The sequence below is a fragment of the Lactiplantibacillus paraxiangfangensis genome (genome assembly GCF_036246185.1).
GTDB lineage: Bacteria > Bacillota > Bacilli > Lactobacillales > Lactobacillaceae > Lactiplantibacillus > Lactiplantibacillus paraxiangfangensis.
Genome location: NZ_BTPW01000012.1, coordinates 29,566 through 53,578, shown reverse-complemented (window position 1 = coordinate 53,578; position 24,013 = coordinate 29,566). Strand labels below are relative to the sequence as shown.

The 24,013-nt window shown below is 47.2% G+C and carries 25 protein-coding genes; 16 read left to right on the top strand and 9 right to left on the bottom strand.

Annotated elements, in window-relative coordinates:
- Positions 1-82: 82 nt before the first annotated feature.
- The gene (locus AAA939_RS08075) at positions 83-841 is read left to right on the top strand and encodes a type I 3-dehydroquinate dehydratase (RefSeq protein ID WP_338210809.1); all 759 of its coding nucleotides are present in this window, start codon (positions 83-85) and stop codon (positions 839-841) included.
- 3 nt (positions 842-844) lie between these two features.
- Positions 845-1,069 carry a hypothetical protein gene (locus AAA939_RS08070; protein WP_338210807.1) on the top strand — a complete coding sequence of 75 codons (225 nt, stop codon included), beginning with the start codon at positions 845-847 and terminating at the stop codon, positions 1,067-1,069.
- A 74-nt stretch (positions 1,070-1,143) separates the two neighbouring features.
- Here AAA939_RS08070 and AAA939_RS08065 read toward each other — a convergent pair whose 3' ends face one another.
- Complete coding sequence (locus AAA939_RS08065; protein ID WP_338210806.1) at positions 1,144-1,596, bottom strand: flavodoxin; 453 nt, start codon at positions 1,594-1,596, stop codon at positions 1,144-1,146.
- Between the two features lie 231 nt (positions 1,597-1,827).
- Between AAA939_RS08065 and AAA939_RS08060 the strand changes: the two genes are divergently transcribed.
- Together AAA939_RS08060 and AAA939_RS08055 are read left to right on the top strand one after the other, a co-directional pair.
- Positions 1,828-3,555 carry a hypothetical protein gene (locus AAA939_RS08060; protein ID WP_338210804.1) on the top strand — a complete coding sequence of 576 codons (1,728 nt, stop codon included), beginning with the start codon at positions 1,828-1,830 and terminating at the stop codon, positions 3,553-3,555.
- 146 nt (positions 3,556-3,701) lie between these two features.
- Positions 3,702-4,652 (top strand): phosphoglycerate dehydrogenase, encoded by a 951-nt coding sequence (locus AAA939_RS08055; RefSeq protein WP_338210803.1) that lies wholly within the window; start codon positions 3,702-3,704, stop codon positions 4,650-4,652.
- A 67-nt stretch (positions 4,653-4,719) separates the two neighbouring features.
- Here AAA939_RS08055 and AAA939_RS08050 read toward each other — a convergent pair whose 3' ends face one another.
- Both AAA939_RS08050 and AAA939_RS08045 read right to left on the bottom strand, forming a co-directional pair.
- Entirely contained in the window at positions 4,720-5,667 is a 948-nt protein-coding gene (locus AAA939_RS08050; RefSeq protein WP_338210802.1) for a DMT family transporter, read from the bottom strand.
- Positions 5,668-5,750: 83 nt separating this feature from the next.
- Entirely contained in the window at positions 5,751-6,740 is a 990-nt protein-coding gene (locus AAA939_RS08045) for a ketopantoate reductase family protein (RefSeq protein WP_338210800.1), read from the bottom strand.
- Between the two features lie 529 nt (positions 6,741-7,269).
- On the opposite strand from AAA939_RS08045, the gene AAA939_RS08040 reads away from it, so the two are divergent.
- Together AAA939_RS08040 and AAA939_RS08035 are read left to right on the top strand one after the other, a co-directional pair.
- A complete protein-coding gene (locus AAA939_RS08040) occupies positions 7,270-8,094 on the top strand; it encodes an HAD family hydrolase (protein WP_338210798.1) in 825 nt (274 codons plus the stop codon).
- Positions 8,095-8,349: 255 nt separating this feature from the next.
- On the top strand, positions 8,350-8,841 hold the full coding sequence (locus tag AAA939_RS08035; protein ID WP_338210797.1) for a hypothetical protein: 492 nt from the start codon (positions 8,350-8,352) through the stop codon (positions 8,839-8,841).
- Here the strand turns inward: AAA939_RS08035 and AAA939_RS08030 are convergent.
- From AAA939_RS08030 to AAA939_RS08020, 3 genes are all read right to left on the bottom strand, one after another.
- Positions 8,819-9,490, bottom strand: coding sequence for a histidine phosphatase family protein (locus AAA939_RS08030; protein ID WP_338210796.1), 672 nt, complete (start codon positions 9,488-9,490; stop codon positions 8,819-8,821). The two genes, AAA939_RS08035 and AAA939_RS08030, sit on opposite strands and share 23 nt — an antisense overlap.
- A gap of 707 nt (positions 9,491-10,197) precedes the next feature.
- Positions 10,198-10,932 carry a glycosyltransferase family 2 protein gene (locus AAA939_RS08025; protein ID WP_057707361.1) on the bottom strand — a complete coding sequence of 245 codons (735 nt, stop codon included), beginning with the start codon at positions 10,930-10,932 and terminating at the stop codon, positions 10,198-10,200.
- Positions 10,933-11,170: 238 nt separating this feature from the next.
- Positions 11,171-11,878: a GntR family transcriptional regulator gene (locus AAA939_RS08020; RefSeq protein ID WP_057707362.1), complete on the bottom strand. Its 708-nt coding sequence runs from the start codon at positions 11,876-11,878 to the stop codon at positions 11,171-11,173.
- Positions 11,879-12,059: 181 nt separating this feature from the next.
- Here AAA939_RS08020 and AAA939_RS08015 point away from each other — a divergent pair, with 181 nt between their 5' ends.
- From AAA939_RS08015 to AAA939_RS07990, 6 genes are all read left to right on the top strand, one after another.
- Positions 12,060-12,377: a PTS sugar transporter subunit IIB gene (locus tag AAA939_RS08015; protein WP_338210795.1), complete on the top strand. Its 318-nt coding sequence runs from the start codon at positions 12,060-12,062 to the stop codon at positions 12,375-12,377.
- A gap of 105 nt (positions 12,378-12,482) precedes the next feature.
- Entirely contained in the window at positions 12,483-12,836 is a 354-nt protein-coding gene (locus AAA939_RS08010; RefSeq protein ID WP_125072610.1) for a PTS lactose/cellobiose transporter subunit IIA, read from the top strand.
- Between the two features lie 155 nt (positions 12,837-12,991).
- The gene (locus AAA939_RS08005; RefSeq protein ID WP_057707365.1) at positions 12,992-14,431 is read left to right on the top strand and encodes a 6-phospho-beta-glucosidase; all 1,440 of its coding nucleotides are present in this window, start codon (positions 12,992-12,994) and stop codon (positions 14,429-14,431) included.
- Positions 14,432-14,449: 18 nt separating this feature from the next.
- On the top strand, positions 14,450-15,892 hold the full coding sequence (locus AAA939_RS08000; protein WP_338210794.1) for a 6-phospho-beta-glucosidase: 1,443 nt from the start codon (positions 14,450-14,452) through the stop codon (positions 15,890-15,892).
- Between the two features lie 60 nt (positions 15,893-15,952).
- Complete coding sequence (locus AAA939_RS07995) at positions 15,953-16,276, top strand: hypothetical protein (protein WP_338230761.1); 324 nt, start codon at positions 15,953-15,955, stop codon at positions 16,274-16,276.
- Positions 16,277-16,482: 206 nt separating this feature from the next.
- The gene (locus AAA939_RS07990; protein ID WP_338210792.1) at positions 16,483-17,787 is read left to right on the top strand and encodes a D-serine ammonia-lyase; all 1,305 of its coding nucleotides are present in this window, start codon (positions 16,483-16,485) and stop codon (positions 17,785-17,787) included.
- A 77-nt stretch (positions 17,788-17,864) separates the two neighbouring features.
- On the opposite strand, the gene AAA939_RS07985 is transcribed toward AAA939_RS07990, so the two are convergent.
- Positions 17,865-19,295, bottom strand: a complete 1,431-nt coding sequence (locus tag AAA939_RS07985) for a nicotinate phosphoribosyltransferase (RefSeq protein ID WP_338210790.1) — start codon at positions 19,293-19,295, stop codon at positions 17,865-17,867.
- A gap of 134 nt (positions 19,296-19,429) precedes the next feature.
- Here AAA939_RS07985 and AAA939_RS07980 point away from each other — a divergent pair, with 134 nt between their 5' ends.
- The gene (locus AAA939_RS07980) at positions 19,430-19,960 is read left to right on the top strand and encodes a 3H domain-containing protein (RefSeq protein ID WP_338210789.1); all 531 of its coding nucleotides are present in this window, start codon (positions 19,430-19,432) and stop codon (positions 19,958-19,960) included.
- Positions 19,961-20,198: 238 nt separating this feature from the next.
- Here the strand turns inward: AAA939_RS07980 and AAA939_RS07975 are convergent, their stop codons facing one another.
- Together AAA939_RS07975 and AAA939_RS07970 are read right to left on the bottom strand one after the other, a co-directional pair.
- Complete coding sequence (locus AAA939_RS07975) at positions 20,199-21,380, bottom strand: GNAT family N-acetyltransferase (RefSeq protein ID WP_338210788.1); 1,182 nt, start codon at positions 21,378-21,380, stop codon at positions 20,199-20,201.
- Between the two features lie 22 nt (positions 21,381-21,402).
- The gene (locus AAA939_RS07970; RefSeq protein ID WP_338210787.1) at positions 21,403-22,494 is read right to left on the bottom strand and encodes a DUF871 domain-containing protein; all 1,092 of its coding nucleotides are present in this window, start codon (positions 22,492-22,494) and stop codon (positions 21,403-21,405) included.
- Positions 22,495-22,662: 168 nt separating this feature from the next.
- Between AAA939_RS07970 and AAA939_RS07965 the strand changes: the two genes are divergently transcribed.
- The 3 genes from AAA939_RS07965 to AAA939_RS07955 are packed head-to-tail and all read left to right on the top strand — an operon-like array spanning position 22,663 to position 23,993.
- A complete protein-coding gene (locus AAA939_RS07965; protein ID WP_057707372.1) occupies positions 22,663-22,884 on the top strand; it encodes a DUF2829 domain-containing protein in 222 nt (73 codons plus the stop codon).
- The gene (locus AAA939_RS07960; protein ID WP_338210786.1) at positions 22,884-23,621 is read left to right on the top strand and encodes a 3-oxoacyl-ACP reductase; all 738 of its coding nucleotides are present in this window, start codon (positions 22,884-22,886) and stop codon (positions 23,619-23,621) included. Before AAA939_RS07965 ends, AAA939_RS07960 begins: the two co-directional genes overlap by 1 nt.
- Positions 23,622-23,633: 12 nt before the next feature.
- The gene (locus tag AAA939_RS07955) at positions 23,634-23,993 is read left to right on the top strand and encodes an HIT family protein (protein ID WP_338210784.1); all 360 of its coding nucleotides are present in this window, start codon (positions 23,634-23,636) and stop codon (positions 23,991-23,993) included.
- Positions 23,994-24,013: the final 20 nt, after the last annotated feature.

Genomic DNA, 24,013 nt, shown 5'->3' with positions numbered 1-24,013 from the left:
TTGTTAAATAGAATAACGAAACAACTAGTCGCGTCAATGATGTGTCAGGGGACGGACGTGTTAGACTGAAATGAAAGCGGGAATGATTTTGAAAACAGTTACCATTGGGACGGTCACATTGTCAACGGGAATGCCAAAAATTGGGGTGGTGCTCTCTGGAAGTAACCGGCAGGCGTTGCTGGGGCAAGCTGCGCAAGTCTTGTCTTCAGCGGCTCAGGTGGTTATTTGGCGATTGGCCGCTTACCAGGAGTTTGATAATCGCGCGGAGTTGATCAATACCGCAACGCAACTGCAACAAGTTTTAGGAACAATTCCAGTGATTGCTGATTTTCAGACGGACCAAAAGCCAATGTCAGCTACGGATTATGGCCAAACTTGCTTGACCTTAGTCAATAACCGGGCCGTCGCCGCAGTGGACATTGACTTTACCATGGTTAATCAAATTGATTATGAGAATTTAACAAATCAGATGCGGTCCAACCAAATCGCCCTATTATTAAGTCAAACGTTACCGGCAACGTCAAGTACGACTGATTTAGTAGCGGCTTATACAGAAATGGCCGCTGCGGGCGCAGACGTTGCGCGTGTGACGATTGAGGGCCAGGATGCTAGCGCAGTCCTAAGACTCATGACTGCGACTGCAACCGCACGCCAACAGCTAACATTGCCACTCATCGCGACGGTCACGGGGGCGCTTGGTCGTTTTAATAGCGTTTGTGGTCAATTGACTGGTTCAGCATTGGCGTTTGGCCGCGTTGGTCGTGTCGGTGAATTAAACCAACTTCCCGTCAGTCAGTTGAAACAAGCTTTACAGACTTTATCAACGGTAGAAGGAGCCTAGGGCATGAAGTGGAAATCAATTTGGCGGCACACGCGCTATATTTTGGAGACGCTTGTCATTTACTTTTTCCTAATTCAGGGGCCATATGACCTGTGGCTTGGCAAAACGGGTTATCATTTATGGTCCTACGTTATAAATACGATTGGAATTGCGGCGCTTTTCTTGGTCGTTGAGATTATTTATAATTACGTACGGCAACGAATTTTAAAGCGTCGCCGTCATCAATGAAAAATAGACATCATAAAAATGACTGTTCAGTAAAATACTGAGCAGTCATTTTTATGATGATTATTTTTTTGAAATTAGGCGTTCGCTTGCGTCTTCACGATTTGTTCCGCAAAGGCGTCTAAGTTCTTAATATCGTCAGCTTCGGGTGCAAGGTTAACGAAAACGTCCTTGGCCCCTTGAGTGGCGCCCGCTTTTTTCAGAACTTTACTAAAATCAGTCACCGCGCGGCAGTAATCGTCGTCGTAAAAAGTATCCCCAGATCCGGCACAGCCGTACACTTTACCGCTCAGGTCAACGTCTTGTAGGTCGTCAAAGAAGTCCAAGCCTTCTTCGGGGAGGGCCCCTTCGTCGTAAGTGTAAGGAACGACGATACAAATATCGACCGCTTCAAATTCGGTTGCGTCCGCCTGCGAGATTTCTTCCTTCGTAACGTCCACACCGAGATTTTCTAGTTTTTCCGTAATGATGTCAGCAACATCTTCATTGTTACCCGTAATGGTTGCAAAAATGACTTTGGCTGTGGCCATGATAACTCCCCGCTTTCAATTTGTTATTAAGCTGATTATAGCAGAGTTCGTAGTAGAAATTAAGCGGAGTCGGCGATAATCAGAAAACCGCTAAACCAGTGGTTTCTCAGCAACGGATTCCATGCTATAATTTACTTAATAATGGTTATTTTACCGGCTCGTATTAAAGTTATTGACGGCGCTTAACCAGAAGACTTTATTGATACTAATAATTGGCGAGGAGCGGTTAATTTGTCTAAAAGAGAAAAGAAATCGCATTTTGGTAAGCGGTTATGGGACTCAATCACTGAGCCGTTGCCAGATGATAACGATGATCAAAATAATGAACAGATTCCTTTAGCTTACGATTTGAAGGACTCTGCTGAAAGTGCACCGGCTAAGCCAGCGGCATCTGCAGAAAGTACTGCCGCAAGCGCTGCTACGAAAGCGACGAAGAAACACAAGCAGCCAGCTTCAGAAGCACCAGCACCTAAGTCACATCAAAGCAAGTCAGCGGCTGCGTCACAGCAATCGTCTGAGGAAGCTAAAGCAGCGGCGCCGGCTAGTGAAGCTAAGACGCCTAAGCCAGCTGAACCCGCAAAATCAAAGCGGTCTTCAACTAAATCTACTAAGCGTACGCACAAACAGGCTGCGCAGTCAGCAGCTGATACTAAGGCGGGGCGGACACCAGCGAGTGCCGCTACGCCAAAAGTAACTAGTGAGGCGTCGCAACCTAAGCTTGCCGTTCACGACGCTGCGGGTAGCGATGATAATCAGCCTAAAATTGCGGTTCGTGGAACTGAAAATGCTGATGATGACCAACCAGAATTGCCATTATCACGTGAAGAATTATACGGTGACCAACAACCAAATGGTGGTCGGGAACCGGAAAAGCGGAACGCGGATAATATGTCACGGGTTGCACGACATGCCGATCGAATTGACGAGGAAGCGGCCGATGAACACGATGATGCTGACAATCCGCATTTAAAGAAAAAGTCCCGGAAGTCCGGCCATTATAGTTGGAAATTGATGGGCGTAGGGGTTGCCATCTTAGTTGTTGCGGGACTTGGTGCGTTACTCATGTGGAACCGGGCTAAAACGGCGCAAGCGGATGCTAAGTCTAACGCGGAAGCAATTGTCCAGGCGATCTATACCTCAAGTGCACAACGTGATTTACGCACGAATGCATCGACTGACCAATTAAAGCAATTACAATCCAACATTGACAACATGAAAGATTCTAGCGAAAAAGATAAGCTGCAAAAGCAGCACGACTACGCTAGTCAGATGATGCAAGTTCGCTCAAGTTATCGAGGACTACGCAATACGGCAGGATTGATCAACATTGACGTGACGACTAAGTCGATTGCTAAAGACCGACAAAAAATCGTATCAACGGGATTGACTAACGATAAGGCGTACTTTGCCAAGAAGTACGACAACCAATTTAAGTCAACGAATAAGACGGTCAAGAAGGTTGCCGGTTACGACGCAGCATTTAAGAAGCTTTATACTAAAAAGGGCAAGCTTAAATCGACCACGCCATCCAGCGATATTGACGTCATTCAGTCCAACTTGAAGGCTTACCGGAAGAAATCCCAGTTAGCTGCGAACGATTACCAGCAGTTAAAGGCGGACCGTAAGAAGTTAGCTAAGACGGCTAGTTCATCATCTTCAAGCTACAGTGCAAGCAGTTCTAGTTACAGTGAACCTGAATCATCGTCTAGCTCATCGTCGTCTGAAAGTAGTTCAGATTCAGATACGTCATCAACGACGACCGATAGTAGCTCAACTTCGACTTACTATGGTGGTGGTAATGATACGCAAACTAGTTCAGCGGCTGAAAGCTCAAGCACGACTCATTACAGCAGTCATTCAAAGAACAACAATACCACGGGTACCGGTACTGGCAATACCACCGATCAAACGACTGGCGGTACGACCACTAACGATACAACGACGACTGATAATAATTAATTAAAGTCATCGCTTTGGTAGCGCTGATTAAAAAAATGCTTCTCAGAATTTTTTCTGAGGAGCATTTTTATGTTTGGCGCTAAGTCCCATGGTGTACCATTGAATTAATAGAAATAGGGTCAAAAATCAGAAACGGAGTGTCAAATATGCCAATTGCATTAATGGTTCAAGCAACTAAGCCGGCCCAACTTGCGCAGATCAAAGCACAGTATCCGGCTTGGCAGTTTAAAACGGTCGACCAGTTAACGTTCGCAGATTATGATCAGGTTCAAGTGATGTTCGGGAATCACCCAATCTTAAAAACGTTGCTGGCACGGCCGACACATCAGCTAAAACTAGTACAAGTAATTTCTGCGGGGGTGGATTACCTGCCCTTGAAGGCGTTGGCACAAGCGCATGTGTTGGTGGCGAATACGAGTGGAATTCACGCGGATGCCATTGGTGAAAGTGTCCTTGGGGCCATGCTGACGGTTGTTAGGGGCTACCACGCTGCTTGGATCAACCAAACGGGGGCTAAAAAGTGGTCGTTGCCCGTTAAAACGACCACACTGACGGATAAAAACTTATTGGTATTTGGGACGGGACAAATCGGTCAATCGATTGCGGCAAAAGCAGCTGCTTTCGGGATGCACGTTACCGGTGTCAATACGACGGGCCATCCGGCAACTGGTTTTGATGCGACGGTTGCCTTAACCGCTACCGACCAATCACTGAAGCAGGCCAACTTCATCGTAAACGCGTTGCCATTGACGCCAACGACGCACCATCTGTTTAACGCGACGTTGTTTGAAAAGGCTGAACAACAGCCGATGTTTGTTAATATTGGTCGCGGTCCCGCCGTTAACACGGCTGACTTGGTGACCGCATTAGATCGGCATCGACTCAGTATGGCGGCGTTAGACGTGACGGAACCAGAACCGTTGGAGGAGACAAATCCACTATGGCAACGGTCCGATGTCATGATTACGCCACATATTTCGGGCCAAATTGATCATTTTCGTACGACGGTCTTCGGTATTTTTGCAACTAACTTTGCTCAGTACGTCCAAGACGGAACGCTTGCTCGTAATCAGGTTGATTTAACGCGGGGATATTAGTAAATCAAAAGCGAACGGGTCACCATCTCAAATGATGATGAACCGTTCGCTACTTTAATGGTGAAAATTAATCATGTTGATTAGCAGGATCGTCCGCCTTAAAATTTTCTGCGCTCCGGTCGTTCGGTGCTTGACCAATTGCGAGGATGAAGACGGTACTGATAATGAGTAAACTACCGACGATATCAAGCCAGCCGAAATTGACGCCTAGGAGTACGACGGCAATGACGGTCGCGGAAAGGGGTTCAAAGGCATCCAGCAAGCTCACGACGGTCGGTCGGATATACTGGAGACTTTGGAGGAAGAACAGGAACGCAAGCAGGGTCCCAAAAATAACGACAAAGCTCAGTTTGCTAATATTTAACATTGTCAGTGGAATGTGAATACTCCAAACCGGTTGAACAAAGTTAAATAAGATTCCTCCAAGTAACATGGACCACGTGTTGACGGTCATCGGACTATATTTAGTCAGCAATTGCGTCGGCATTAACGTGTTCGTTGCCGACGAAACGCCAGATAGTAAGCCCCATATGAGGGCACCCACTGAGATAACTAAGGTACCGGGATTTCCGTGGGTGACGAGCAGAAACGACCCCAGTAGTGCAAACAAGATGGCAATCCCTTCCGCACGGGTTGGAAATTGCCGGTGCGCGACCACCATCCAGAGTGCGATGAAGACGGGTCCCATAAATTGTAAAATGGTGGCCGTTGCGGCGTTACTGGCCTCTACCGCTAAGAAGTAGGTAAACTGAACGGGCATTAAGCCTAACAGTGTGTAACCGACAATCTGCCATAGATCCCGGGGATGCTGCCAGATTGACCACAGATCAACGTGAGTCAGTAGGCTAATCAGTAACAACCCGATTCCTGCGCCGAGCATCCGAATCCCGGTTAACCAAACTGAATTAATATTGGTCGTATCAAAGAGGGTCTGGGCGATGGCCCCAGAGATCCCCCAAAAAGTTGCACTGATACTTGCTAAGAAAATCCCTTTAAATTCCCGACTAGCTTGCATCGAAAACGCCTCCCTAAGTAAAATCACTTTCCATTCATTGTAACTGATTTTACTTAGAAAAACGGGACTTAGGCTTAAATAAACTAAAGCACGGCCTGGTTTTGAACTTCGGATGCAACGTCGTTAGCGGCGGCTTGCCGAGTGGTTTCGGCTAAATGAACTAAGTGGGTCAAAAAGGCGTGGGTCTTAGCATTGTAATTGTACTTTGCCCCCAGTTGCACCAGGTAGCCGTTGATGTAGTCGACCTCGGTTGGTCGGTTATGGGACATATCTTGATACATTGACGGGTAGTGTAGTGGGTTAGCGACTTTGCTGACGTAATTCACGGAAGCAAGTTCCTCCGCTCTAGTATTGAGCATCGTTACGCCATCGCGTTCGCAGACGTCATAAGCCTCGTTGATCAATTGGCGGCTGAGTTCATCGGCTCCGGGATAAGCTGCGTATTCACCCATTGTGATTTCAAATAGGGTACACAGGGTGTTGACGACCGAGTTGAAGACCACTTTAGCTAACAAGGTGCCACGGAAATTAGTGGTTAGGTTAGGGTTAAACTGACATTTTTCAAGTTCGGTCACGATGCGATGCGTCATCTCGTCGGGCTGTTCAGTGTAATTTGCCAAGTTCATCGTCCCAGCACCGCGGGCCCCGATGAAATCGACGTCGCCCGGGCCATTTAAGACCGTTGCAACTAAGGCAGTCCCGGCTAAAACTTTTTGTGGCTGAAAGTACTGGAGGAGCTTTTCCACGTGCCCCATGCCGTTCATACAAGTGAGGACGTACTGGTGATCGTTAAACGCGTGGGCGGTGCGGGTTAAGAAATCTGCTAGTTGCATCTGCTTAGTGAAAACGACCCAGACGTCCGGATCATCGTGATAATTTTCTGGTGTGACCACTTTAACGGGAACTAAATGACGATCTTGATGATCGCGGGAGACGTAAACGCCGCCTTGCTTATGAATTTTGTTAACGTTCGGTAACCACGTATCGACGAAATCAACCTGATTGCCTGTTTCTTGTAAGAGGACGCCGTAGCGTAGCCCCATGGCGCCTGCGCCAAGTACTGTAAAATGCATATGTATGACCATCCTTTAAAATGATATTTTATTAATTTAAGATGAAAAAAGCCCAGCAGACAAAGTCTGCCGGGCGCAGTCGCGTGTTACCACCGGTTATTCATCAAGCCATTACGGACTTGACCTCGTGCGAATCATAATTGATCCGACGCACGTTAATGGGTGCAAACCATGGCCCGTTACTCACGTTCACGGGCCCCGTTCACAGCTGATGTTCATGTCACCACCACGGGGTCTGCTCACACCATTTCAGACTCGCTTGAACCGCTACCGGGGACACTACTGGACTGCTCATAACTTTTATCATCAAATATTAATTGTTTTCTAATTTAGTTGCTTGCCGGTTAAATGTCAATGGAAATTCTTAAAAGGTTTTAAATCGAAAGAATGAACGGGTATACGGGGAGAAAAACGGGGACTAAACTTAATAATCTTCAGAATGCGTTACGCGGGTCGCTTTTGAAAGCGATTTCCATTCTGGCCGATAATGGCGTACAATTATAATTGTAAAAATGTGGGAGGGTTAGACATGCCAAAATATCTAGTCTTTATGGACATTGATGGGACTTTACTAACGGACCATCAGTACGTTTCAGAGCGAACGAAAGCAACTATCGAACGGTTACAAAAGCAGGACGTCATGTTCTACATTGCAACTGGACGGATGTACGAGCTTGCAAAGATTGTACGGAATAAAATTAATCCGGAAGTCCGGTTAGTGACTTCTAACGGTGCCGTGTTTGACGGTGCACAGGGGCGCGAAATCACAAAACTCGGGGGAGCAGCCGTTGAATTGGCTTATCTAATTGCTCGGCGTGATAATTTGCCAATGATGTTATTTACACCAGAAATGGCCTATTACACGGAACAAATTCCGCGCTTTGTGGCCCGGAATGCGGCTAACTTTGATGCCGGTGAGACTTCGATTGGTTACTCTGAAGTGAAGAGCTTTACGCAGTTATCCAAAATTGAAGATCAGATCACAAACGGTGTGATTTTGAGTCGGGAAGATATGTCGCGCTTAGATTCGGCCCGTGAGAAGTTAACCAGTAGTAAGTTATTACGGTTGTCTTCATCCAATCCAAATAATATTGAAATGATTCCTTTAAATACTGACAAGGGAACGGCGGTTAAACAGATTCAGCGGGAACAAAACGTTGACGCTGCGCATACTTTTGTCTTTGGCGACGGTCTCAACGATGTTGGGATGATGGCAGCGGCTGATTTGTCAGTTGCCATGGGGAACGCGTTGCCACAAGTTAAGACGGCGGCGAACTTCGTGACCGATACGAACTATAATGACGGTTTAGCACTGTTCTTAGAGGATTACTTTAAAAAGTATCCGTTAAACTAGCGAGTATTAATTAGAATTCTAAGTTTTAGAAAAATAAACGTTACGTTTGAACCGTAATCGATGGTTCACGTGGCGTTTTTTGATTGTTAAGTTTTGCCCCATTTAAGGGTCAGGTGATTGACTTTTACGTCAAATTTGGCACACTTAAAGGGGAAGAAATTTAGGATGGAAATGCCAAGAACTATTTGGGAAATCCTGATTTTGATAGTCAAAGTTTGGCTTTGACTGTGGAAGTGTCTTTAGGAAGTGATAACTGTGAAAATTGAAATTTTACCGGCAGCGCACTCGACGGCGCTCGCTATTCTCTCATTACAGCATTTGGATAATCGTGAGCTTAATCCGGCAATTGAAAAACAATTAGTGACACAAAACGTTGCCGTGGCCAATCCCCAAAGTGCCCTGGCTGATTTGATTCAGTTGATTGGCCATCGTCATCCGGTGGGCATTCAGGCCTGGGATATGACGGTGCTAAACGTTCCGTGTGCGCAGGTCCAAGTCACTGGAAAAGCCGTGACGTTGGGAACACCAACGGAATCAACGGTGGCGCCCAATTTAAATGCGAAGAGTAGCCGGGTTCTAATCGTCATTGGGGCACCGGGTGCGGGTTCCGAAGTCGTTCATGCGACTGGTCAGGAATTGCAACGCAAAATAAAAGCGTTCTTTGGCATTCAGGCCCGGCTTCAATTCCGGACGTGTAACCAAGAAACGCAAAGTTTGGAAACCACTAAGACCGACGAGTTGGCGTAATGTTAATGTCGATCAAGTCAAATTGACGATCGTCGTAATCGACCCGACTGACACTCGTGTTTTTCAGTAATCGGGTTGGCAGTTCGCTGGGACTGATTTGATATAGGAAAGCGCTTAAAACTAAGCCGTGAGAAACGATTAAGACGTTCTTATCTTGTCCATCCTGTGATTCGAATAGACAAATGCGGCGAAGGGTGCGACTGATTCGGTCGGTGACCCCCACGAGGGTCTCGGCTGCACGGGTTTTATCTAAAGCGTTGAACATCCAAAGCAGGGTGGCAAAGCGTTCTTTGCTCAAAACAAGCTTAACGAACGTTCCCATACCGAGCTGCTTGCGAACTTGACCCACGATCCAGAGGTTTTTAGTGCCTTCCAAACCGCCAAAGTTAAATTCACGTAAACCGACATCAATTGTCGGTTTTTTTATTTCGGGGTGTAGTGCGGTGATGATGCGGGTGGTCTGTTGGGCGCGACCAAGGTCACTAGTATAGGCAGCGTCAAAGTGAACGTCGGCTAACATGCGGGACAGTCGTTGGGCTGAGCGGATACCGTTGCGGGTTAATTTGGAGTCGTAAATGCCTTGTAACCGACCCGCGGCGTTCAGTTCAGTTTGTCCGTGTCGAACTAAGTACAAATGAATCGTTGCCATGCGCATACCCCTTTCGTTAATTGATATAGCTCAATTGTAAGGCCGAGTACATATTTGAACAAGTGTTTAATTGTTAATAAACCGTTTATTTTGGGATGAATAAATCATTAGAATGATTAACTAAAGTTTGGAAGCCAGAATTGGAAATTAAGTGCTACTGGCTCACTATTTAGACTGGACTAAATATGAGCTATTCCGGTTGGTTCCAATCTCGGAATAGGCTATAAATGACAGTTGTCCCGGACCCGTCCGTGGTGTAAGCCCGGCAAAAAAACGCCGCGCCACCATCACGACCGATGCCATCAGTGGCAACCTCCGAGCATCCGATTAAAGCACATTTGTCATAGACAACCTCCAGCTATGTTGAGGTTGCTGACAAACTTAACCGGTTTGTTTTAAAGCAATCTTAGCGTAGCCGGCAGAGTCAGCAGGCCGTGTCGGCACTGTTAGCTGGCGTTTTTTTGCCAGGTTACAGTGCGGGGCGACTTGAAAGACTCGTTCTTTGAGGCTTTCAAGCGAGGCGGAAGACCGTCCTTTGTCTGTAGCCGACCCCATGGCCCACTGATTCTGCCGGCGAAGCGCCGAAAAATACTAATCTTCTGATTGACGGAGCGGCTAACTTAAAGATAGTCAGTCGTTGTATACAAAAAAAGAAACCATGATTAATTTAATCACGGTCCCTAAATACTGAGCAGTGTGTCTCTAAGTTACTGATTATTCAAATCTTCACTAAGCAACTGCTTGTTTTCTTGTTTGAGAATTTTGATCATCTTGCGTCGAGCGGCAAAAAATGGAATACCGATATGCGCTAGGTTACTACGGAAGCGCCAACGGTAATGGTAAGTTTTTGCGGGAACGTATGGCGCACTAGTGACATAATTAGCGTAACGGAACGCAAAGAGTTGGTCTTCTAGAAAGGCAATGTCTTCGTTAAATTTAAGTTGGTGGGTCGCGATAATGCTACGAATGAAGCATTTGTTCCACGAAAAACCACCAACCGTTCCAAAGTTAATGTTCGCAATTAATTCTTTCTGAGTATACGTTTTGGCGGGACTTGGAACGGCAAGGTAGCCGAAATGTCCACAAACCACTAATTGACTCTTGGGGTTGGCTTGGTAGGCGGCTTGAAAGCTCGCCAAAAAATCCGGCTCAACCCAGTCATCGCCATCAACGAAACAGAGGTATTTACCCTTGGCGACTGCCATACCAGAGTTTCGAGCTGCGGAAACGCCGCGGTTACGCTGGTGGGTGACCACGTGAAAGCGATCGTCGTGTGCAACGAAGGTAGCAATTTGGTCACCGGTATCGTCGGTCGAGCAGTCGTTGACGACAATTACTTCGAAATCGGTAACGGTCTGCCGTTGCAAGCTCGCCAAGCAACTATTCATAAATTTATGTTGATTGTACGCAGGTACAACCACTGAAAAAAGGGGTGCTGACACGCTAATTCCTCCATCGTAAATTTGGTTACTTTTACCATTATAGTCATAAATTGTGACAAAATTATAGTGAAATCCCCTTTTTTATCGATGTTTTAATTATTTTCTTAATGGTAATGTGTAAGAAAAACGGCTTAATGGCTCTGCGTGTTCATCATAATTGCTGACAAGGTAGGATTGGCGACGGTTTCAGTCCAATTGGCTCATAAAATAGGCCAAATCCTAAAAATAACGGGACCGATTAATTATTGGCTAAGTTGGTTGTGTGAAAATACAGGGCTAAGTCGGGATAGACGAAGACGGTGTGCGAAAAGTCTAAGAGGCCGTTATTTTTATAATAATTGCAAGAATCTAAGGTCATGTAAGTATCCCCGTGGCCGAGCCCCATTAATTGCGATTCTTCCACTGATAGGTTCGTTAGGGAAAGGTAGTCATCACTGTTAGCGATACCGATACCGTACGCCTCACTTAAAAAGTCCCAAATTGAAGAATTTACGGCTTCAGTGGATAGGTAAGGCACAACTGAACGGAGGTAGTAGGCCTTTTCTAAACAGTAAAGTTGGTTATGCCAGTAGCGTAACCGAATGACCCGGTAAAGTTCTTCGTCGACGGGAATGCCTAGTTGGCGACTGAGTGCGGTATCGCCGTGAATGGTATCAAAGGTGAGGACCTTTGATTCGAGATCACGGGGGTGTAAGTTACTATTTAACATGGAGCGAGCGGACAGGTTCACGACCGTTTTATGTTTTAACTGAATATTGGTAATAAAATAACCACTGCCCTGCACACGTCGTAAGAGTCCTTGTTGATAGACTAAATCAATTGCTTTACGAATCGTGTTACGGCTGGCATGGAATCGTTCCATCAACTGGGCTTCGGTCGGTAATTTTGTTTCAAATTGGCCATCTTGAATGGCATTGACGAGTTTGGTCGCAATCTCACGATACATAATGGTTCACTTCTTCCGGTAGAATAATTTGTGGGTACCAATTAAATAAATTGCGTAAACTTGATTAATAAGGCTTGTCAAATTTGTACCCATGACTTATAATTCTAATTGTAATGAAAGCGGTTTACTAAAGCAACCGCTGAAATAAATTAATTTAAATCTATCTAGGAGCGTGTTTATTATGGCTGAAAAAACAATTATGTTGGTATGTGCTGCTGGGATGTCAACTTCACTATTAGTTTCAAAGATGCAAAAGGCTGCTGAAGCAGACGGTATTGATGCAGAAATTTTTGCAACCGCTGCCAGTGACGCCGACGCTAAGTTGGAAGAAAAGAATCCAGACATCTTAATGCTTGGACCACAGGTTCGTTACATGTTAAGCGACTTCCAAAAACGGGTTGAAATTCCTGTTGAAGTTATCAACATGCAAGATTACGGCATGATGAACGGCGAAAAGGTATTACGCGAAGCTGAAGCTTCAATTGCAAAAGCTAACTAAATGATTTCTAGATGCTGCCAGACCATGGTAGTTAATCACTATTGGTCCGGTGGCATTTTGATTGTATAAGTAACTAATAAATTTAGGCTAAAAGGATGAGGGTTAATGGCAGAAGAAACACAAGCACCAAAAGAAACTGAAGCAAGTCTCGAAACAATCATGGGTCTGATCGTCAATGGCGGTAACGCTAAGAGTTCCGCTTTTGAAGCTATCAAGGCTGCTAAAGAAGGCGACTTTGACACGGCGGATGCTAAGTTGAAGGAAGCTGATAACTTCTTAACTGAAGCACATAACTCACAAACTTCAATGTTAACGGCGGAAGCCCAAGGGGAACATACACACGTTTCCTTACTCTTGGTTCATTCACAAGACCATATCATGAATGCCATTACCTTCCGCGATTTAGCTGGTGAAGTTGTGGATGTTTATCGGCGTTTAGCTGCTGACGAAGCTAAATAATCGTTAATTAATTGGGGGTTCCACACAAATACCATAACTGGTGTTGGGTGGAGGCCCCTTTTTATCATTATGGCCGCGGTGTTTAGCGGTTTAGAGCTAATTTGGTCAATTTCTAAACAAAAAAGTAAGCTAACTTATTTGGAGGTAATCGATTTATGGCAACTGGATATAAAATGCCCAAAGGATTTCTATGGGGTGGCGCGGTCGCTGCCCATCAATTAGAAGGGGGCTGGCAAGAAGGCGGTAAGGGCGTTAGTATCGCTGACGTGATGACTGCTGGTCGTAACGGGGTTCCTCGTAAAGTCACTGACGGGGTCAAACCTGGTGAAATTTACCCGAACCACTGGGGCAATGATTTTTACCACCGTTATCCTGAAGATGATCAATTATTTGAAGAAATGGGCTTTAAGTGTTTTCGGACGTCAATCGCCTGGACCCGGATTTTCCCTAACGGTGATGAAGAAGAACCAAATGAAGCTGGATTGAAATTTTACGACGACTTATTTGATGACTTGTTAGCACACCATATCCAACCCGTCATTACGTTATCTCACTTTGAAATTCCTTACCACTTAGTTAAGGAATACGGTGGTTTCGGTAACCGTAAGATGATCGATTTCTTCGTCCACTTTGCTAAAACGGTCTTCAAGCGTTACAAGAACAAGGTTAAGTATTGGATGACCTTTAACGAAATCAATAACCAAACGGCCTGGAGTGATCCACACCCGTTACTTCAAAACTCTGGTTTGGAACTCGGCAAGGATGACAACTGGGAACAAGCAATGTATCAGGCGGCCCATTATGAATTAGTCGCTAGTGCGTTGACAGTTCAAGCTGGTCACGCCATTAACCCTGACTTCCAGATTGGTTGCATGATCGCCATGTGCCCAATCTATCCGTTAACTGCAAAGCCAAGTGATGTCATGATGGCGGAACGGGCCATGCAAAAGCGTTACTGGTTTGGCGACGTTCACTGCCAAGGGGAATATCCAAAGTGGTTACCAAAGTACTTTGAACGTAAAGGTTTTGACATGGATATTACGGCGGCCGATTTAGCTACCTTAAAGGCTGGTACGGTTGATTACGTCGGCTTTAGTTACTACATGTCCTTTGTTACCAAGGGCAAGGATGGCGATACCGACTACGATTTCAAAGAACCAGACGATTTCGTTGAAAACCCATACGTTGAAAAATCCGACTGGGGTTGGCAAATTGACCCAACTGGTCTTCGCTATGCCATGAACTGGATGCAAGACCGGTGGCACTTACCACAATTTATCGTTGAAAATGGCTTCGGTGCCTACGATAAGAAGGAAGCGGACGGTAGCGTGCATGACGATTACCGGATCAGTTACTTCCATGATCACATTAAAGCGATGGAAGAAGCCGTTGCCTTAGACGGGGTCGACTTGATTGGTTACACGCCATGGGGCTGCATTGACTTAGTTTCTGCCAGCACCGGTGAAATGGCCAAACGTTACGGTTTCATCTACGTGGATGCTGATGATAACGGTCAAGGAAGCTTTGACCGTTCTAAGAAGGATTCCTTTGACTGGTACAAAAAGGTCATTGCAAGTAACGGTGAAGATTTATAGAGAGAGGACGATTTTTTGATGACAACTAAGAGCGGTTTACGATCAGACTTTTTATGGGGTGGCGCGGTTGCTGCCCACCAACTCGAAGGCGGCTGGCAAGAAGGCGGTAAAGGCGTCAGCATGGCCGACGTGATGACGGCTGGTGCCAACGGTGTTCCCCGTGAAATTACCGATGGTGTCATTGCCGGGAAAAACTACCCGAACCATGATGGCATTGATTTTTACGGCCATTACAAAGAAGATATTAAATTATTTGCTGAAATGGGCTTCAAGTGTTTCCGGACGTCAATCGCCTGGACCCGGATTTTCCCTAACGGTGATGAAGAAGAACCTAATGAAGCTGGGTTGAAGTTTTACGATGACATGTTCGATACTTGTCATCAATACGGCATCGAACCCGTAATTACGCTAGCGCACTTTGAAATGCCTTACCACCTAGTTAAAGAGTACGGTGGCTGGCGGAGTCGGAAAGTTATCGATTTCTTTGTTCACTACGCAACTACGGTCTTCAAACGTTACAAGAACAAAGTTAAGTACTGGATGACTTTTAACGAAATCAATAACCAGACGACTTATACGAACCAGTTCTTGATGGCAACTGACTCGGGGTTAGTCTTAAAACCAGACGATCCCGATGCTGAAGCCTTAATGTATCAAGCAGCCCACTATGAAGTGGTTGCGAGTGCGTTAGCCGTTAAGATTGGTCACGAAATCAACCCTGACTTCCAGATTGGGAACATGATCAACATGACCCCAATTTACCCACTAACGGCAAAGCCACAAGATATCATGCAGGCTGAAAAAGCCATGCAACGGCGTTACTGGTTTGCCGATGTTCAATCATGGGGTTACTACCCACGGAACATGGAGGCCTTCTTCAAGCAGACTGGTTTCCGTCCAGATATTACGGCGGAAGACCGTCAAGTCTTAAAGGAAGGCACCGTTGACTACATCGGCTTTAGCTATTACAACTCCAACACCGTTGAAGGTAAAGCTGACAACCCAAGTTACCACTTTGTTGGGACTGAAGCCGTTGACAACCCATACCTCAAGACGAGTGAATGGGATTGGCCAATTGACCCTGAAGGCCTGCGTTATTCATTGAACTGGCTACAGGATCGTTACAACAAGCCAATGATGATCGTTGAAAATGGTTTGGGTGCGCGTGATAAGGTTGAAGCCGATGGGTCAATCCATGATCCATACCGGATCGATTATTTGCGGGCCCACATTAGCGAGATGATCAAAGCGGTCAACGAAGACGGTGTGGACTTAATTGGCTATACCCCATGGGGCTGCATTGACTTAGTTTCTGCGGGAACTGGTCAGATGTCTAAGCGTTACGGCTTTATCTACGTTGATAAAGACGATGAAGGCAATGGAACGTTAGACCGTTCTAAGAAGGATTCGTTCTACTGGTATCAAAAAGTTATCAAGACTAATGGTGCGGATTTAAAATAACACTTGATTAAGTTAAAAGCGGCTCAGAAATTTTTGATTTCTGAGAGGCTTTTTTACTGTTTGTTGGTTAGTCCGGTTGCCGCTGATGACATGCGGTCGTGGGACCGGGTCGAGCCTGAAAAGCGGTCTCGGCCCTCGCCCGGAACGATTGCAAAAGACGCAATTGTTCCGGACCGTCCGTGGTGTAAGCCCGGCAAAAAAGCCGCCGTGCCAACGCCACCTTCACGACCGATATCATCAGTGGCAACCTCCGATTATCGAAATCAAAATAGTAAATCTGTTTTTAGCACACCAGGGCTACCCGACGGAGCGGATAATTTGGGGATGATCATCGTTACTGTAACGGTATTAATAGCAGTTTTAGATTTTTCTTTAGTTTTATGATTAAACAGTATTAGGAAACTGAAAGAATCAGCTATAATTTTTAAAAGCTAACAGGCGAAATTTGATTGTTAAGTGGCTTCAGACGGGCATTAGCTGTACTTTATACCATAGCCGTGTCAGCTTGTATCCCATGAGGCTTTGTGGTTAAATGCGAGTCAAAGTAATGGGTACTGGTAAGTCAATCTGACGTAAAGGACTTGAGCGTAATGGATAAGCAAATGTTAATCAAACAATATCCGCAGATCAAAGATTTAATGGCAAAACGCCCGATTGTTTGGCGAAATCCAGACTATGGGAAGACCGCCAAGCTACCGTTATCGCAGGCCCAGATTTTTGATGCAGTTGCCCGTTGGGAACGGTTTGCGCCGTACCTGGAAAAGGCGTTTCCCGAAACGGTGGCGACCCACGGGGTTATTGAATCCCCATTGGTCCATATCGATCGCATGCAGGCGGCGTGGGAGATGCTAAACCGGCGATCATTGATGGGGCAGATGTACCTGAAGGCTGATAGTGAGTTACCGGTCTCCGGTTCGATCAAATCACGGGGCGGCATCTATGAAGTGCTCAAGTTTGCAGAGACCGTGGCCATGCAACGGACGGACTTAACGTACATGGACGACTACGGTATTTTGGCAACGCCTAAGTACCATGAGTTATTTTCACAGTACAGTGTCATTGTAGCGTCGACTGGAAACTTGGCGCTCAGTGTTGGGATTGCAGCGGCAAGCTTCGGTTTTAAAACGACGGTTTACATGTCGCATGATGCCCGGGAGTGGAAAAAAGATCGTTTGCGGGCTAGCGGTGTGACGGTGAAGGAGTTTGCCATGGATTTCTCAAGTGTGATTCCATTGGCACGGGAAGCGGCCAAGGCCGATCCCCACTGTCACTTTGTCGATGATGAGGGGTCGACGGACTTGTTTCTCGGGTACGCCGTGGCAGCAGTCCGGCTGCAAGCCCAGCTAAAACAACGGGGAATCAAGCTCGATGCGGATCACCCCGTTGTCGTGTACTTACCAGCGGGCGTTGGTGGTAGCCCGAGTGGCGTCGCCTTTGGCCTCAAGATGATTATGGGTGCGAACATCCATCCCGTCTTTTGCGAACCCGTCCACGTGCCGTCCGTGACGTTGGGGATGATGACCAAATTGAACCATCGAATTTCAGTTCAAGATATTGGACTCGATGGGCTAACGGCAGCGGACGGGTTAGCCGTCAGCCGGCCGTCACGGATTGCGGGCAAGATTATGCGGACCCTACTGCTAGGCAGTGTTACCTTTAACGATGATGATTTATTCACTTATGTCAGTGAACTGATTGATACGCAAAAACTAACGGTCGAACCGTCGGCCGCGGCGGGCTTTACAGCGATTAAACCCCTGATGGCTGCGTTTCCACAGCTTGCGGGGCCCAACGTGACTCACATCGTCTGGGCAACTGGTGGCGAGATGATGCCCACCAGTGAACGTCAGTTGGACTATCAACGTGGTGTCGACTTGTTGGCTGAGCGTCTGTGATAACCCCAAAATAATTGACCACAATAAAAGGTGCTTCTCAGAATCCTGGGGAACACCTTTTATCATGTTGGCTTATTTTATTCTGACACCGTCGCCTGATGCAGGAGTTCCGTCTGTAACTGACCTAGGGCCGCTGTCATGTAAACCGGATAGACGTCAGGGTTAACCAGCCGTTGCGTGGCACGCGGTAGCTCTGCTAACTGGTCCTGACTAGTCGATTGAATGACTTGGACGCTGAGCGGTGCTGAGGGTTCTAAGGTAACCGGCACTAGTAGTGGTCGTGCGTCGAAGTTGGTCAGGACGTGGTGGTGGTCCACACTTAGTGGGTTACTGTTGAAGACGGCTAAGTTCGTTGCACCAACGATTGTTTCGTTAGTCAGGGCGATCAAGTCGGCAAAGGCCTGCTTGGTACCGGCGTGGTACAAGCGGTAAACCTGTTTCTTACCAGGAATGGTGAGCTTTTCACGACTGGCGCTGACTTTAATTTTAGGTTCGACGCGACCGTCACGTTCGATGGCAGCTAATTTGTAGACGCCACTTAAAACGGGGGCGGAAGCACTGGTGATGAGTTTTTCACCAATTCCGAAGTTGTCGATGGGAGCGTCTTGTTGTAAGAGCGACGTAATGATGGTTTCATCCAACGCGTTTGAAATGGTGATTTTAGCTTCGGGGAAACCCGCGGCGTTCAACATTTTACGCGCCTGTTGGGCAAGAATTGCAACGTCGCCAGAGTCAATGCGAATCCCGACTGGCTGATGGCCGCGATCGCGTAGTTCTTGGAAAACCGTGATGGCGTTAGGAATGCCTGAATTGAGAACGTCGTACGTATCTACAAGGAGCGCACTGTTGTCCGGATAGCGTTCCGCCCATTTGCGAAAGGCGGTCAGTTCATCGGGAAAAGCTTCAATCCAACTGTGAGCCATGGTACCGGCAGCGGGAATGTTGAACGCTTTAGCGGCCAGGACGTTGGAAGTGCTTTTGGCGCCGCCAATCACAGCGGCACGGGTCCCGTAGATGGCACTGTCAGGTCCCTGGGCGCGCCGGGCACCGAATTCCATAATGGGACGTTCTTCGGCGGCAAAAGTTAACCGGCGAGCTTTGGTTGCGATTAGGGACTGGTGGTTCAGGATGTTTAAAACGAGGGTTTCTAGTAGTTGTGCCTGAGCGATGGGGCCCGTCACCGTTAATAGCGGTTCGCGCGGAAAGACCGGGGTCCCTTCAGCAACGGCTTGAATTTGACAGTCGAGTTGAAAATCGGCTAAGTAGGCTAAGAAGTCAGCATCCCAGAGACCAAGCTGCTCGAAGTAGGCGAGATCTTCAGAACTAAAATGAAATTGCTGTAATGCTTCGACCACTTGTTGCAATCCAGCAGCAATGACAAAGCTACCGGCGTCGGGAACGCGGCGATAAAAGACGTCAAACGTGGCCTGCGTGTCGGGTAAGTCATGCTGAAAACCGTTCGCCATGGAAAATTCGTACAGGTCCGTCAGTAACGACAAATTACGCATAAGGTAAACCTCTTTCAATTTTAGTTAGGTGTCTTGACACCCTTACAATTGAAAACAGTGTAGCATAGTTTTTCAATTATGAAAAGATTCGGTACACTTATTTGATACCCTTTCTGGTAAAATAGGACTAACTGATGAGTAAAGAAGATGAGGTCATGACAGGATCAGAACGACGTGATCAAATACGAGCAACGCTGTCGACGAGCACACTAGCGGTTAGTGCAACGACGCTAGCTCAGCAATTGGGTGTCAGTCGCCAAACGGTGGTCGGAGATATTTCACTGCTGCGCGCTAACGGGTTGAAAATTATTGCAACGTTACACGGCTACGAGTTGGAAGATGAAGCGCAACCGACAGCCATCTTGGTTTGTCGGCATTTTCCGAATGAGGCCGCTGATGAGATGACGCGGATCGTGCAGGCCGGGGGCGTGATTAAGGACGTGACCATTGAACACCCGTTGTACGGCCGCTTGCGTGGTGAACTAGAATTGCGGACGGTGGGTGACATTAACCTCTTCATGGGTCGTCTCCAAAAGCAACAGGGGCACTTATTATCCGAACTCACGGACGGCATCCACACGCACACGGTAGGTTACCAAACACCGGATCAGCTAGTTGCGATTCAAGCGACGCTGCGTGAGGGTGGGTACTTGTATGAAAATTAAACAGTGAGTGCAGAGAGTGGGCCAAAAGGCGGTTAATTTGCGAGCATTAACGTGAAAGCAGTGATTATTCCTGGGTTTTGGAATAGTCACTGCTTTCGGGTTAAGCGGAACAAATTGCCTTTTGGCGCACGTTTCGACCATAGCAATAGGAAAAGCCAACCAGAAATTTTCTGATTGGCCTTTTGAGCTTTGTCCCAAACCCTTTTATTAGGTAATTAATTTGTTGCTGTAATTTCCATTAGAAGTAATCGATCAACGCTGGGCGGGTGTTGACTAAACTGGCGTCTAAGCGGGCGGCATCGTCGGCATCACCGGTGATTTGACCGTGTTCTAAGGCGCTGAGCAGTGTGCGGGTGCCAAAGAGTGCTTTGGTCAATTGTTGAATGGATAATTGTAAGTCAGACTGACCAGTCGTTTCGGGACTGACCCGGTTGAACGTGACAACCTGATGATTCCGTGATAATTCCCAGATGCCTTGATTAATCGCAAGGGTGTCATCACTGACGGCAAGCCGAATCGGCGTAACATCAGCGGTGAACGGATACTTGGCGATAAAGTCGTGCAATAAGACGATTCTGGCCATCATGTATGGCGTCGTCGTGGCCGTAGCCGTGTACGGATCGGCTAGGAAGTCGAGCTGGTTGTCAGCGCTCGGTGCTTCGTAACTGAACGTTTCAAAAGTTGTCCCGTGTTTGGTGACAAAGTTTGCCAACCGTTCAAATGCGGACGGGGTACTGGTTGACCATTCCTGAATGGCAAAATTAGTCGACTCACGATCGTAAATCAAGTAGCCTTCAATAACGTCAGCTGAATTACGATAAATGGCTACGGACCAGTTGTGTTTTAAGGTCAGGTAATGGCGCCACCAAGCTGGCCGAATAACACCCCCGCGCTGACTTGCGGGCTGTTGTTCATAAAAGGCATTGATTAGTTCGAGGCCGTCGTTTCCATAGCGGGTCACCGTGCCCGTTAAATCGTGTGGCTTGATTCGGGGCAGGTCCTTGGCCGCCATCACGTAGTGGCAGTGGTCAAAGACGTGCTCGTAGCCAAAGCGACGGTAGTACCCGTAGGAAAATGGCGCCAAGTAGGATAGCGGTACGTGGTTAGCTGCCATGGCTTCTAAGGCCGTCGTTAGCAACTTGCCAGCGCCACCTTTGCCAGCGTATTCCGGTGCACTCATGACGTCACCAATCCCGTGCATGGCGTACTTGACGCCGTGAAAATTCACTTCTAAGGGGAGACTGTATAGGCCACTGACGAGTCGATTCTGATTGTGGAGACCATAGATCCAGCCATGTTGATAGCGGTCCATAAAGAAAGCCCGGCGAGTCGGCGAGTCCTGATTATTAAAAGCGTATTGGTAAAGCTGATAGAATTTCTCACGGTCGGCGTCGGTTGTTAACCGGTAATCTGCAGTCATTAAGGTGCCCCCTTTGACAATCTTATTTAGATGCGACGAACTTGAAATCTGCCCATGGTTGTAATAAGGCTAAGCATAAGGCATCGCTAGCGACGACGTGACCAACCACGTTGATCCGACCGGTGTTCTTGAAATCACGGCGAGCAATTTGTAATTCGCCTTTGTATTGACCGTAGTCATCGTTATCGATTAAGACATCGCCGGCTTTAACATCATCGGTATGGTGTGCAGGAAAGGCTTCATCCTTATAAATCACCCGGGTCTGTGAGGACCGGATCACATAGTCAGAGAAGTCGCCCCGGTAAGTTTGTGGTTGGGCAAAGAGCACTTTATTTTCAACATCTGTCAAGTCAGCAACGGTGTCCACGTGTAGTAGTGGGTAAGGACTGAAGAAGACGTCACTAACGGCTTTCAATTCAGCTTCGCTGGCATACGCGTTACCAATCAAGACGTCGTCAATCAAACCAGTCATCTTGAGATGTTGGGCTTGCGCTGCAACGGCTAAGCCCCGGTGCTCTTCAAGGGTGCACAGGCCGTCTTGCATTGGCCAAGGACCGTAAGTTGCATCGTTAGAAGAAACGAAGGCGGCCGTGTTGATACCGTATTGACGGTATTGTTCAGAAGTCTGAACAAAGTAGTCGTGACCTAGTCCGGTGTATTGTTGTGGGTAGAAGTTATGTGACCCGAGTAAGTTATCTTTTTCGGGTGAATAGTCCATGATGGTATCCACGTAATGGGTCCCTTTAGACATGTTCACTTCGATCTTCAAGCCGTATTCGTTGTGAGTCATCCGGGCTTCTTCTTGGCCGGTGAACCCGAGGTCTAAACGGACGCCCCAGGCACCTAAGTCGTGGAAAAATGAAAGATCGTCGTAGGAAACGCCGAGTTGTTTAAATAAACCGGGGTTAACGTCGACCATCACTTGTAGGCCTAATTTGTTGGCGTAAGTGATGACTTTCTTGAAGTTGCTGACAACTTCATCCTGATCGCCTTTGATTTCAAGCAGTGACGTGAAGACCCGCTTGTAACCATATTTAGCTGCTAAATCCAAGTAGGCAGCGTCCTTTTCGAATGTTGACCGTTCTGGATAGACGGAGACACCAAGTTTACTCATAAATAAATCCCTCCAAAAAATAGTTAGCTTCTGTATTCGCTTTCATTATCGCATATTTAATTGGTCCATACCAGCCATAAAACATAATTTGTTGGTACAAATTTTAAACCTGTTCCTGAAAGTGTGATTATGATACGATTTGGGTAATTAGAAAATGGAGGAATGGATATGACATTTGAAGCAATCTTACCCGAATTAAAAGCTGGCAAAAAGGCGGTTCGGACCGGCTGGGAAGGGACCGAACTATTCGTGATCCTACAAGCTAAGACCACGTTTGAGGGGGACCCGTTGAACCCGTACTTTTTAATTAAAACGGCGGATGAAGCGTACAGTATGTGGTCACCAACGGATTGTGATATTTTAGCCACTGACTGGCAACTCGTTGACTAATGAAATTCACGGAGTTTGAAGGACAGACGGTGCTAGTCACCGGGGCGGCGTCAGGAATTGGGCGTGCACAAGTTCAAGCCTTTTTGGCACAGGGCGCGGCCGTCATTGCGATCGACCAACACCCGGTTGATTTAAAAAGCAATCAACTGAATGTTCAAGTGGCGGATGTGCGGGATGCAGTCGCATTGAACCATGCAATTCAAGCGGGTATTACGGCCTTAGGCACACCCCAAATCGTCTGCAATACGGCTGGTAAACTGGATGGCTATCAACCGACGTTAGCCATTGACTTAGCCACTTGGCAAGATATCTTGGCGACGGACCTGACTAGTCAGTTTCTGGTCACCAACGCGGTCTTGCCAGCGATGCTCAAGCGCCAACACGGCGTCTTCGTGAACATGGCGTCGATTGCCGGTCTCGTTGGTGGTGGCGGTGGTGCGGCTTATACCGCGGCTAAGCACGCCATTATTGGTTATACGAAACAGTTGGATCTGGATTACGCGGCGCAGGGGATTCGTGCTAATTGCATTGCACCCGGTGCAATCGATACCCCGATGAACGCGGCGGATTTTGCAGGTGACGGTAAGATGGCCAAGTGGGTCGCTAGTGAAACACCAGCCAAGCGCTGGGCCCAGCCAGAAGAAGTGGCTGATTTGACGTTATTTTTGGCGAGTCGGCACGCCGATTATATTCACGGTACGGTAACGCCCGTGGATGGTGGCTGGTTAGAAAAGTAAGGGGATGAAGACTTGCAATGTCTTTTTTGTCAACCGCAACCGTACGTATTAGAAAATGAGTTGGCGGCGGCTTTTTATGATATTCATCCTGTTCGACGGGGACACTTGTTGATTATTCCCAAGCAACATTACGCCACCTTTTTTGAGCTTCCTCCAGTTGTGCGGGACGCCATGTTTGATTTGGTGACGCAAGCCAAGGCTTATTTGGACGATCACTATCATCCGGATGGGTATAACCTTGGTATTAACGTCGGGCCGGATGCGGGACAAACGGTCATGCATTGTCATATTCATTTGATTCCACGGTACCGCGGCGACGTTCCCGACCCGCGCGGTGGGATTCGCAAGATGTTACCACCCGCAGCTGATTAATATAGATAAGAGGTAAGCAA